Source organism: Duganella paludis (assembly GCF_054461335.1).
The window spans coordinates 2,837,753-2,850,348 of record NZ_CM136922.1 but is presented as its reverse complement, the minus strand read 5'-3'; the positions used below and the strand labels follow the sequence as shown (position 1 = coordinate 2,850,348).

The following is a 12,596-nucleotide window of genomic DNA, read 5'->3' as shown; positions in this document are numbered from 1 at the left end:
TTTAGGGCATGCGGTCCAGTATTCTCATCTGCATGCCGATCGTGACGGCATGCAGGGACAGCGAGATGCCGACCATCCAGAATACCGTTGTCAGCTTGCGGTCGACATAGGCTTTCAAGCGCTGCTCCAGCGCTTCGAGCTTGGCGTAGATATCCGCTCGCAACATTTCAATACGCGCGGTCATGTCGGTTCTAAGAAGGACCAGCTCGCTTGGCGTCACCGTGGCTTCGGCCATCGCTTGACTCAGCGCCATCGCTTGCGCTTCGGCCTGATCGGCCGGGATGCCGGCCTCGATCAAGTTCCTGACATACTCATGGGTGTCGAATTTGATAGGCATATTCATGGTACCTCCCCGATTGGATCGTAGCAGAAAACGGCCGCGCTACGGCCGTTCCCCATCGTATCGAATCATCTGCCCATCAGTTTGAGCATGCGCAGAACTACTGCGTCATGAGGCCCTTGATCACGCGTACCGGCGCGCTGCCGTAGCTGAGGAATTGCTCGTGGAATTCCTTCAGGTTGAACTTGGCGCCCAGCTGCTGCTTGCGCTGCTCGCGCAATTCCATGATCTCGCTGTAGCCGCTGAAGTAGCTGGTCAGCTGCACCGACGACACCTGCACGCGATGCCATTTTTCAACCGCTTCGCTGCGCGTCTGGAACGCCTGGCGCGTCAGCAGATCGACGGCCTGCTCTTCCGTCATGCCCAGCACGTGCACGCTGTAATCGAGAATGGTGTTGGTCACGCTGCGCAGGTTCCACTTGGAATACATCAGCCACATTTCCGGCTCGTTGTCGCCGTAGCCGGACTCCAGCATCATGCGCTCGCCGTACACCGCCCAGCCCTCGACCATCGCGCCATTGCCGAAGATCGATTTGACGATGGACGGCGAACGGTTGGCATACACCAGCTGCGCGTAGTGGCCCGGAATCGCCTCGTGGATATTCAGGATCTGCAGGATCCAATGGTTGTATTCGCGCAGGCTGCTCTCGGCCGCGTCCGGCGTGGCGCCATCGAGCGGCGTCACGTTGTAGTAGGTGCGGTCCTGCGGACGATACGGTCCCGGTGCATCGATGCTGGCGCCGGCCACACCGGCCGCGTACGCTGGCGTTGCACGCACTTCCAGCGGCTTGTTCGGGTCCAGCGTCAACAGGTTCTTGCTGATCACCCAGTCCTGCAGCACCGGAATCTGGCGCTTGATTTCGTTGACGAAGTCCGCGCGTGCCACGTGGCGTGCCGACAGCTTGTCGATCACCATGCCGATCTTGGCAAAGCGGTCGGACGGCTTGGCGGCGCCGGCCATGGTCTTGTCCCACAACTGGTCGGACAGCTTGTCCATATTCGCCAGCAGCTCTTCACGTGCCGCCAGCGCTTTTTGATAAGTCTGTTCGGCGGTGCTGCCGGCCTGGATGTCGTAGGCGAACTTTTGCTCATACAAGTCTTTGCCGAGGCGGAAGGTGCGGCGGCCTCGCGTGTCCATCTGCTTGTCCATCTCGGTCAGGAAGGCAACGTAGCTATCGACCGCGCTCAGCGCCGCGTTCACGCGCTGGGTGAACAACTGCTTCTCCACCGAAGTCAGGATGGAGGCTTGCGCCGCCTTGTCGACTTCGATCAGCAGGGTTTGCACGCCGGGCGCCTGCTTGATGGCCAGGCGGGTGTGCTCACGCGTCGGGTTGACGATGTTGGCGCGTGCCGCTTCGTAGTAGGCGGGAATGCTGGCGATGCGCTTGAGCAGGGTGCGCAGGCGCTGCGGCTGCGCCGCGTATTCGGTATTCAAAATCAGGTCGAGCGGACCGGCGACGTTGTAGCTGGCCGGATTCCATTCCCACTCGCGCAAGGTGGTCAGGCGGAAGCGATCGCCTTCCAGCTTGTTGACCAGCAGCGCCAGGTCGGTGCGCTGCTTGGACGACAGCTGCGCGGTCTTGACGGCGCCGAAGCGTTGCAGCCAGTCGTTGATGAAGGCCAGCTCCTTGGCCTGTTCTTCCTGGTTCGGCACGGTCAGCACGGCGGCGGTGTCGTACTTGCCGGCGTAGATCGCGCTTTCCGAATCGATGCGCCACATGGCGTTGAGGAACTGGTTGCTCAGGCTGTCGAACTGGCGGTCTTGCCAGCGTTCGGAGGCCACCTTCAGCGCCGGCACGGCGGCCGCCGCAGCCACCGCCTTGGTCTTGGCGGACGGCTTGCCCTTGCTGGACTTGGTGGATTTCGATGGTTTGGCGGCCTTCACGGCCTTGGTGCTCTTCGCCTTGCTGCTGCTCTTCTTGGTCGGCGCAGCCTTGTGTTGTTGCGTTGCGGCGCCGGCTGGTGCGGCGGCAAGCGCCGCCATCAGTGCAGCCAGTGCAAGTTTTGTCTTAATCATCATATACGGCCTTGTATCGGAAGCGGAGGAGATTATCACTAATCTGTCCGCTTGAGAGCGTCCGATACAAAGCCGAATTATTTTTTGAGCCCCTCTTGCAGCATCGCTAACATTTCGCTGGAGGACATGCGGCCACTGACATCGCTGCCCTCGAGCAGGCTGTCGGCCAGGTCGCGCTTGTGCTGGTGCAGGTCGACGATGCCTTCCTCGATGGTGTGGCGTGCCACCAGGCGGTAGATGGTCACCGGCCGCAACTGGCCCATGCGGTGCGCACGGTCCGAGGCCTGGTCTTCCACCGCCGGATTCCACCACGGGTCCATGTGGATCACGTAGTCGGCGGCGGTCAGGTTGATGCCGACGCCGCCCGCTTTCAGCGAGATCAGGAACACATCGCCCTGGCCGGCCTGGAAGGCGTCCACGCGCTTCTTGCGGTCGGCCATGGAGGTCGAACCGTCGAGGTACTGGTAGCTCACGCCCTGCTGGTCCAGGTGTGCGCGGATCAGCGCCAGGTGATCGACGAACTGGCTGAATACCAGTACCTTGTGCTTGTTGTCGAGCAGGTTCTCCAGCAGGTGCGCGAAGGCCGCCAGCTTGCTGCTGGCGAGTTGCAGTTCCGGCGCGATCAGGTTAGGGTTGCAGCAGACGCGCCGCAGCTTCATGATCTCGGCCAGGATCTGGATCGATTTCTTCTCGGCCGGTCCTTCGACTTTCTCCAGATTTTCCAGCGCCGCGCGGCGCAGCGATTCGTACAGCGCCAGTTCGTCGGCCGACAAATCGACTTCCAGCGTGATCTCGGTGCGCGACGGCAGTTCGGTCAGCACCTGCGACTTGGTACGGCGCAGGATGAAGGGCTGGATCAAACGGCGCAAACGCTTGCGCGCACCAAGTTCGGCGCGGTGGTCCTGCGGCTTCTCGATCGGCGCGGCGAAGCGCAGGTTGAATTGCTCGATGCTGCCCAGCAGGCCCGGATTGATGAAGCGGAACAGGTTCCACAACTCGCCCAGGTGATTCTCCAGCGGCGTGCCGGTGACGGCGATGCGGAACTCGCCCTTGAGCGCCATCACGGCCTGCGAGCGCTTGGTGGCGGCGTTCTTGATGGCCTGCGCTTCATCGAGCACGATGGTGTTCCACTGCACGCCGGCGAACAGCGTGGACTCCAGTTGCAGCAGGCCGTAGCTGGTCACCACCACGTCGTAGGCGTGCAGGTTGTTCAGCATGGCGGCGCGGTCGCCGGCGCCGAACAGCTGCAGGTTCAGGGTCGGTGCGAAGCGCGCCGCTTCGCTCATCCAGTTCATGCAGACCGAGGTCGGTGCGATCACCAGGGTCGGGCCGTTCGGTGCGCGCGACAGCATCAGCGCCAGCGCCTGCAGGGTTTTACCGAGGCCCATGTCGTCGGCCAGGCAGGCGCCCACGCCCCAATGCGCAAGGCGCGATAGCCAGTTGTAGCCTTCCACCTGATAGTCGCGCAGCTCCGCCTGCAAGGTCGATGGCAGTTGCGGCGTGTAGCTTTCCTGCTCCTGCATGCGCGCCAGGTGTTCCTTCCACAGCTTGTCGGACTTCAGGCCGCCGACGTCGTCGGCCAGGTCCTCCAGCGCGAAGGAAGCCAGCGGATGCAGGCGGATGCCGTCCTTGGTGATCTCGCCGTAGGCCGACACTTCCTGCAGGCGGCGATACAGTTCCTCGGTCAGCGCCATGTAGCGGTTCTCGCCCAGTTCGACGAAGCGGCCGTGGCTCTTCTCCATCATCTCCAGCAAGGTGCGCAGGTCGATCACCTTGCCTTCGTCGACCTGCAGTTCGCCGCTGGCGGCGAACCAGTCCTTGTTGCTCTTGATGGCCAGGCGCAGCTGCTTGGTTTCCACCTTGTTGGTCACGCGGAAGCTCTCGCCTTCCGGCCAGGCGATCACGATGCCGGCCGGGTCCAGTTCCTGCAGTTCCACCAGCAGCTGCAGGCACAGCGCCGGTTGGCCCAGCAGCCATTCGCCGTGATCCTGCTCGGCCGATTCCAGAATCGGGCACTTGGCGATCAGGTCGCGTTCCGCATCGCGTTCGTCGATCAGCTTGCGGCGTGCCTGCACCGGTTTGCCGCCGATGTCGGCGATCACGCTGTCGGCGCCGTCGCCCGGCTTGTAATAGGCGCCGTTAGTTTGATGCGGCAGCGGGCGCACCAGGATCTGCATCTTCAGGCCGTGCTGGTAGGGCAGCAGGTGCAGGTGCAGGCGCATGTCGGCCTCCATCTGCTCCATGTCCGGCGCGGCGCCGCCGATTTCCGACTGCACCGTCACCAGCGAGGAGATGGCGCTGATGGCCGACAGCACCTGCTGCTCCGCGTGCGACGGTACGTTGAGGCCTTCGCCGACGATGGCGGCGATGCGGCGGTGTTCTTCCAGGATGTTCACCACGCGCAGGCGCGTCGGCGTTTCCTTGGTGATGACCACCGAGGAGCTGTCGTCCGGTATCGGCGGCTGCAGGCGCAGCTCGAGGTTGCCGGGACTTTTCTTGATCAGCAGTTCAGGCTCGCCGGCCAGCATTTCCACGCGCATGTCCGGCAGGTCGGACCAGTACAGCAGCGGGTGGCCGACCAGGTTGGGCGCGGCGCGCTGCGGATCGATTTCGTAGGTCAGGCCGGTGGACTGGTAGCCGCGATGCGCGACCGTGATCGCTTCGGCCACGCGGATATCCTGCGGCGTGAGGAAGCTGAATTGCTCCGATTCGAAGCGCAGCCGTTTCAGGCCGACCGCGCGGCCTTTGCTCCACAGACCGCGCGCATCGCGCTTCTGTTCCACCGGCGCGATGTCGGTCAGGCCGTTGCGGTTGTCGTAGGTGAGCAGCCACACCAGGCGCGCGCTGCCCGCCGCATCGGCGGTGGCCGGCTGCTGCAGGTTGATCAGGGCGGTGAGCTGGCGCTGCCAGCCTTCCTGGCGTTCGAACCAGGTAGTCAAGTCGGGGAAGCCGTAGCGTGAGCGCAGCGCTTGGGCGTGGGTCTGCATCTCGGCGTCGCCCATCTGGCCCAGCAGCGCGGCGGCCTGGCCGGCGATGAACATATAGCCGGCGCGTTCGGCGCTTTTCACCAGCTCCTGCAACTGCTCCTTGCGTTCCTGCAGTTGCGGCAGCGAGAGCCAGAAGTACAGCAGGAACTGGAACATCTGCGTTTGCAGGCCCGGCTCCCACGGCAGCGACGACACCGAGTCGACCTGCATCACGCCGGCGCGGATCTGGCGCAGCAGGTCAATCTGCTGGTGCACCGAGCTGTCGTGATTGCGCGGCAGCTTGACGGCGATTTCCAGATACGCTTCGGCCGCCTTCAGGTGGCGCGGATCGCCGCTGCGCAGCGCCGACAGCAGGTACAGGTTGCCGCCCATGCCGGTGAACAGCTGCTTGCGCTTGCCGGTATCGCGGCGCAGGGTTTTCAGCGCGGCGTCGAAGCCGATGATGGCGGCGCTGGCGGCGCCGCGCAGCAGCACCACGATGCTGGCCAGGTACTGGCTCTGCGCGCCGGCCGTGCGTTCCAGGTAGCGCTTGGCGTCGTCCAGGCGGCCGCACAGCAGCGCGTCTTCGGCCAGCGCCATGCGCAGTTCGGGATTGATGTCGCCGTGGCGGCGCTGCATGTGCATTTCGCAGTATTCGCGCAGCACCGGCGCCGTCAGTGGTTCCTGCAGCGCGTTCTGCATCAGCACCGCCAGCACGTCGTCCTGCAGCAGCGGGTTGACCAGCGCGATCATGCCCGGCTCGAACGGGCGGCCGAAGATGTCGACGATGGGATGCAGCTGCGCCGCCTCGTAGCTGCCCAGGCAGAACGCCAGCACCGCCTGGATCTGCTGCGGCGCCTGGCCGCGCAGGAGGCCCATGCGCAGGCGCGCCATGCCGGCGCGGTAGCTGCGCGGCTCCATGCTGTTCCAGGTCTGGCGCATCGGCACCAGTTCGGCATAGGCTGCGCACAGGTCTTCCAGCGCGTGGGTGCCGATGGAGGCGCGCATGGCCGGCCAGCGCAGCTTGGGATTGCAGACAAAGCCGCGCCCCGTCACCACGCTGATGAAGGCGAGGCGCTCCAGCTTGAGCATGGCCTCGTCCAGCGTGCCCACGGTGTAGTGCTTGCCGTCGTCGTTGTATTCGATGCGCGCGTGGTGCAGGTGATCGAGGATGGCGGTGCGGCCCATGGGTTCGCCCACCAGCGCGAGCAGCGCCAGGATCATTTTTTCGTTGAAGGGCAGCGCGTCGAATTCCGCGAGCAGCTTGGGATCGGTCATGCGTTATTCAGTTTAAAGATGGTTTGGTAGAAGCCCAGCTCCGCTTCCAGCGTGCGGACGATGTTCTCGGCCTTGCGGAAGCCGTGGCCCTCGCCCTCGAGCTCCACGTATTCGACCGGGATGCCGCGCTTCTTCAGCGCCTCGACCATCATCTGCGATTGCTGCGGCGGCACCACCTTGTCGTCCAGGCCCTGGAAGAAGATCATGGGGCGCGACAGCTTGTCGGTGTGGTTGATCGGCGAGCGGGCCTGGTAGATGGCGTCGGCCTGCGCGCGCGGGGCGATCAGGTATTCGGTGTAGTGCGATTCGAACTTGTGCGAGTCGTCGTCCAGGCCCTTCAGGTCGGACACGCCGTAGTAGCTGGCGCCGGCCTTGAAGACGTCGTGGAAGGTCAGGGCGCACAAGGTGGTGAGGCCGCCGGCGCTGCTGCCACGGATGATCAGGCGCTCGCCGTCGGCCAGGCCGCGTTCGACCAGCGCGCGGGCGCCGTAGACGCAGTCCTCGACATCGACCACGCCCCATTGTTCCTTGAGCAGGTCGCGGTAGGCGCGGCCGAAGCCGGTGCTGCCGCCATAGTTCACGTCCAGCACGCCGAAGCCTCGGCTGGTCCAGAACTGGGTCTTCAGGTTCAGGGTGTTGACGGTCATGCCGGTGGGGCCGCCGTGGCCGATGACGATCACCGGCGGCTTGGCGCCGTCCGGTCCGCGCACCGCGCTGTTGCGCGGCGGGTAGTAGAAGGCATGCGAGGTGCGGCCGTTGGCGCTGGCGTAGCTGATGCTGTCGGGGACCGACAGGTCGGCTTCGTCCGGCAGGTCGTCGATCGACTGCGCCAGGATTTCCACGCCTTCCTCGGTGAAGTCGATGCGCGCCAGTTCCATCGGGATGGTCGGCCCGCCGGCCAGCATGGCGATGTAGCCGGCGGCCACGCGCAGTTCGCGGATTTCCTCGTAGGGATTGGCGATGCATTCGAGCTTGCCGCTGCCGGGCAGCAGGCGGGCCAGGCGGCTGACGCCCTTGTCGATATAGGTGCAGATGATTTCGCCGGCCGAGCGGAAGCCGTACATGCTGTTGCCGAAGGTCCAGTGCGGTGAGGCGAATTCGGCTTCCATCGGGCACAGGCCCTCGGTGCGCTGGCGGTCGCGGCACAGGCGGTACAGGTTCCACCAGCCGCTGCGATCGGAGACGAAGTGCAGCAGGTTATCCGGCGACCATTCCGGCTGGCAGATCGATTCCTCGGCGCCGCCGGCGATGCGTTTGGGCGCGGACAGCGTGCCGTCCTCGTTGAAATCGGCGAGCCAGAGCGTGGTGCCCTGCCACGGCATGCGCGGGTGGTGCCAGCTTAGCCAGGCCAGCGAACGGCCATCCGGCGACAGGCGCGGCGAGGAATAGAAGTCCGCGCCTTGGGCCAGCACCGTCTCGGCGCCCAGGCCGGCGCCGACCTCGCCCCCCAGATCGATGGTGCACAGGGTATTGGCCGGCTGTGCGTGCTCGTCCTCGCCATGCAGCTCGCGCACGGCGATCAGGCGGTTGCGCGGGCGATCGACCACGAAATCGGCAAAGCGCTGGCGGCCGGGCCGGGTGACGGCGGCGGGCGTCGCATCGTCGCCGGCGGTCATGCGATAAATGCAATTGTCCTTGAAGTGCGAGAAGTAGACCGTCTCGCCATCGACCACGTAGGCGCCGCCACCATACTCGTGCACGCGGCTGCGAACGTTGAACGGCGCCGGCGTCAGCTCTTCGGTGGTGACGCCGTGATGGCGCAACAAGGTATTCCGGCCCGCCTCCGCCGCCCGCCCGGCCAGCCAGAAGATATCGCTGCCGTCTGCCCCGCCCAGCATCAGCGACGCCAAGGGCGTGGCGCCGGCGGCCACGCGCGCGGCGCTGATGGTCGAAGGCCAGGCGCCGAACGGTGCGATGGTGGAGGTGGTGGATGTCATGGGCGGCTCCAGAAAGGGGTGTATGCGCGGGTGCTACGCATGATAGAGAAAGGCCGCAAATTCTTCCAGCAAAAACCGGGGTCAGTTCTGCCAATCGCACACGGACTCATGTACCAATGGCAGAACTGACCCCGGGTTGGGCGGAAAAGCGGCGCGGGATGCGATAATAGCTCCTTTGAATGTCCTGGATTGTCTTCCATGCCACAATTTGCCCCGCTCAAGAACGACACCTTCCTGCGCGCCCTGCTGCGCCAGCCGACCGACTACACCCCCCTGTGGCTGATGCGCCAGGCCGGCAGGTACTTGCCTGAATACCGCGCCACCCGCGCCAAGGCCGGGTCGTTCATGGGCCTGGCCACCAATCCGGACTATGCCACCGAAGTCACCATCCAGCCGCTGGACCGTTTCCCGCTGGACGCCGCCATCCTGTTCTCCGACATCCTGACCGTGCCGCACGCCATGGGCCTGGGCCTGCATTTCGTCGAGGGCGAGGGGCCGAAGTTCGAGCGTCCGCTGCGCACCGAGGCCGAGGTGCTGGCCCTGAGAGCCCCGCCGCCGGGCTCGCTGGACTATGTGTTCAACGCCGTCACCCAGATCCGCACCGAGCTCAACGGCCGAGTGCCGTTGATCGGCTTCTCCGGCAGCCCGTGGACGCTGGCCTGCTATATGGTGGAGGGCGAAGGCTCGCGCGAGTTCCACACCATCAAGAAGATGCTGTACAACCGCCCGGACCTGATGCACCGCATCCTGGAGATCAACGCCGCCTCGGTGGCTGACTACCTGAACGCCCAGATCGAAGCAGGCGCGCAAGCCGTCATGATCTTCGACTCGTGGGGTGGCGCATTGGCCGATGGCGCCTACCAGGAGTTCTCGCTGAAATACATGCAGCAGGTGGTGTCGCTGCTCAAGCGTGAAAAGGACGGGGTGAAGATCCCCGCCATCGTCTTTACCAAGGGCGGCGGCCACTGGATCGAGCAGATCGCCGACATCGGCGCCGACGCGCTGGGCCTGGACTGGACCGCCAACCTGAGCAAGGCGCGCCAGCTGGTGGGCCACAAGGTCGCCCTGCAGGGCAACCTGGACCCGGCCATCCTGTTCGCCAGCCCGGAGCAGATCACCGCCGAAGTGCACAAGGTGCTGGACGCCTTCGGCAAGCCGGACGCCAACGGCAGCGGCCATGTATTCAACCTCGGCCACGGCATTTCGCAGTTCACGCCGCCGGAAAACGTGGCGGCCATGGTGGAAGCGGTCCACAGCTATAGCAAGGCGCAGCGCGCTTCCTGATCGGCCTTCCCCAAAGCCCCCATCAGCCTGAGCGCGTCGATCGCGTACAGTGCTGATGGGGGTTTTTTGTTGGTGCAAACGGACTAGTCATAGCGACTTATGCACAATTTTTTTAGCTGCGGAAATAATAGGCAGCGTTCCGGGCGTCGCCCGGGAGAAGCGTGTAAGTGACTGATTTAAAACATAAATATTTGTGGTTCTTCGTGCAACACTTGGCAGGTCGTAAACTTGGAAACGATGCTTCATGTAGTTTATTTCTTTATTCTCCACAAAGTTATCCACAAAAACTGTGGATAAAAAATAAAATGACTTAGTAAACCGTGACTTAGCCATAATATTGCTGTTTTCCTTTAAATCTATGTTGCGTTGCACGATTTTTAGGCAAAAATAGCAGGCTTGCCAAGCTACTTATCAAAGCGCAAAGCTTGGTCCGAGCGTAAGTATAAAATTTGGTGCTTTTGTGCTGCGCAATATGGTTGTTCAGCGCCAAAAATAGCTTGATTTCGGCAAAAATAGCATCCTAAATACTTCACTTATGCACAGCTGGCGGCGAGCGATGGAGATTTTGGCTCTCCTACGGAGCATTTTCCAAGTCACTGATTTTAAAGAGAAAAAATTTTGATTTTTTGCCCGGTTTCCGACCATAGCAACATCGATGTCAGCTCTTTCCGGGCATTAAGTTTCCATTGTCCACAAAGTTATCCACAAAAACTGTGGATACATCCAGCATCGGGATTTTCGCAAGGTGCAGCATGAATAATCCACGTCCTTGCATCCTGCAAATCGCGATTGATACGCCGCTGAATGCAGTTTTTGACTATCGCTGGGACTGCGAAGACGATGAACGGCCGCAAATCGGCCAGTTGGCGCTGGTGTCTTTTGCGCGGCGCGAGGTGGTGGGCCTGATCGTCGGCATCGCCGACCATACCGATGTGCCGGTGGATAAGTTGAAATCGGCGCTGGCCGTGCGCAGCCAGTTGTCGCCGTTGTCGCCGCAATGGCTGGCGCTGGCCGGCTTTGCCGCCGATTACTACCAGCGTCCGCTGGGCGAAGTGGCGCTGCCCGGCCTGCCCAAGAACCTGCGCGTGCTGACCACGGTGGCGCTGGACCGGGCCATCAAGAAGCTGGCCAAGCTGGAGGTGGCGCACGACTGCACGCCGGCCAACATGCCGGTGCTCAACGCCGAGCAGCAGGAAGCGGCTGATTTCATCGGCGGCGCGCAGGGCTTTACGCCGGCGCTGTTGTACGGCGTCACCGGCAGCGGCAAGACCGAGGTTTATCTGCAAGCCTGCGCCCAGGTGCTGGCGCGCGAGCCGGACGGCCAGATCCTGATCCTGGTGCCGGAAATTAACCTGACGCCGCAGCTGGAAGGCAATATCCGCGCGCGCTTCCCCGGCGTGATGCTGGCCACCCTGCACAGCAGCCTGTCCGAAGGCGAGCGCATGCTGCACTGGCTGGCCGCGCACCAGGGCCAGGCGCGCATCGTGCTGGGCACGCGGCTGGCCATCCTGTCCTCGCTGCCGCACCTGAAGCTGATCGTCATCGACGAGGAGCACGATCCTTCGTACAAGCAGCAGGAAGGTCTGCGCTATTCGGCGCGCGACCTGGCGGTGTGGCGGGCCTGGCAACTGCGGATTCCTATCGTGCTGGGCTCGGCCACGCCGTCGCTGGAGAGCTGGCACCACGCGCAGTCGGGCCGTTACCGCAAGCTGGAGCTGCGCGAGCGCGCCGTGCAGAACGCCGTGCTGCCGACCGTGAAGCTGATCGACATGGAGCGCGACAAGCCGTCCGACGGCCTGACCGCGCAGCTGATCGCCGCCATCAAGCTGCGCATCGAGCGCGGCGAGCAGTCGCTGCTGTTCCTGAACCGGCGCGGCTATGCGCCGGTGATCTGCTGCGAGTCCTGCGGCTGGATCAGCGAATGCACGCGCTGCACCTCGTTCATGGTGTTGCACCGTCCCGAGCACCGGCTGCGCTGCCACCATTGCAGCCTGGAGCTGCGCATTCCGCGTCATTGTCCGACCTGCGGCAATGTCGACTTGCAGCCGCTGGGACGCGGCACGCAGCGCGTGGAGGAAGGTTTGCAGGCGCTGTTCCCGGAGGCGCGCGTGCTGCGCATCGACGCCGATTCCACCCGCAAGAAGGGCAGCGCGCAGGAGGCGTTCGATACCGTGCACCGGGGCGAGGTCGATATCCTGATCGGCACGCAGATGGTCGCCAAGGGGCATGACTTCAAGAAACTGACCCTGGTGGGCATCATGAATCCGGATACGGCGCTGTTTTCGCAGGATTATCGCGCCAGCGAGCGGCTGTTCGCGCAGCTGATGCAGGTGGCCGGCCGCGCCGGGCGGGCCGGCATTCCGAGCGAGGTGCTGATCCAGACGCGCTATCCGCAGCATCCGCTGTATGGCGCGGTGGTGCATCACGACTACGACCATTTCGCCTCGGCGCTGCTGGAGGAGCGCGAGCAGGCCGCTTTGCCGCCCTATCTGTTCCAGGCGCTGCTGCGGGCCGAGGCGCGCGAGCTGGCCACGGCGATCGAGTTCCTGAATATGGCCAAGGAATGCATGGAGCATCCCGGCATTACCATCAACGATCCGATCCCGATGACCATGACGCGCGTGCACAACGTCGACCGCGCGCAATTGCTGGTGGAGTCGCCCTCAAGGCCGGCGCTGCAGGCCTTCCTGAAGGAGTGGATGCTCACTCTCAAGGAAATGAAGAGCCGCGTGAAGTGGTCGCTGGAAGTCGATCCGCTCGATATCTGACCGTCG

Annotated in this window: 6 protein-coding genes; 2 read left to right on the top strand and 4 right to left on the bottom strand. The window is 63.6% G+C overall.

The annotated features are described in order from the left end of the window. Position 1: 1 nt before the first annotated feature. The 4 genes from ACXZ1M_RS12670 to ACXZ1M_RS12655 form a co-directional block, all read right to left on the bottom strand. Positions 2-343, bottom strand: coding sequence for a CCDC90 family protein (locus tag ACXZ1M_RS12670; RefSeq protein ID WP_459053504.1), 342 nt, complete (start codon positions 341-343; stop codon positions 2-4). Between the two features lie 97 nt (positions 344-440). Further along, on the bottom strand, positions 441-2,357 hold the full coding sequence (locus ACXZ1M_RS12665; protein ID WP_459054005.1) for a DUF885 domain-containing protein: 1,917 nt from the start codon (positions 2,355-2,357) through the stop codon (positions 441-443). A 77-nt stretch (positions 2,358-2,434) separates the two neighbouring features. Further along, on the bottom strand, positions 2,435-6,601 hold the full coding sequence (locus ACXZ1M_RS12660; RefSeq protein ID WP_459053503.1) for a DEAD/DEAH box helicase: 4,167 nt from the start codon (positions 6,599-6,601) through the stop codon (positions 2,435-2,437). Beyond that, the gene (locus tag ACXZ1M_RS12655; protein ID WP_459053502.1) at positions 6,598-8,538 is read right to left on the bottom strand and encodes a S9 family peptidase; all 1,941 of its coding nucleotides are present in this window, start codon (positions 8,536-8,538) and stop codon (positions 6,598-6,600) included. The genes ACXZ1M_RS12660 and ACXZ1M_RS12655 overlap by 4 nt, the downstream gene beginning before the upstream one ends. A 198-nt stretch (positions 8,539-8,736) precedes the next feature. On the opposite strand from ACXZ1M_RS12655, the gene hemE reads away from it, so the two are divergent. Both hemE and ACXZ1M_RS12645 read left to right on the top strand, forming a co-directional pair. Then, positions 8,737-9,822 (top strand): uroporphyrinogen decarboxylase, encoded by a 1,086-nt coding sequence (gene hemE, locus ACXZ1M_RS12650; RefSeq protein WP_459053501.1) that lies wholly within the window; start codon positions 8,737-8,739, stop codon positions 9,820-9,822. A gap of 752 nt (positions 9,823-10,574) precedes the next feature. Continuing rightward, on the top strand, positions 10,575-12,590 hold the full coding sequence (locus ACXZ1M_RS12645) for a primosomal protein N' (RefSeq protein WP_459053500.1): 2,016 nt from the start codon (positions 10,575-10,577) through the stop codon (positions 12,588-12,590). Positions 12,591-12,596: the final 6 nt, after the last annotated feature.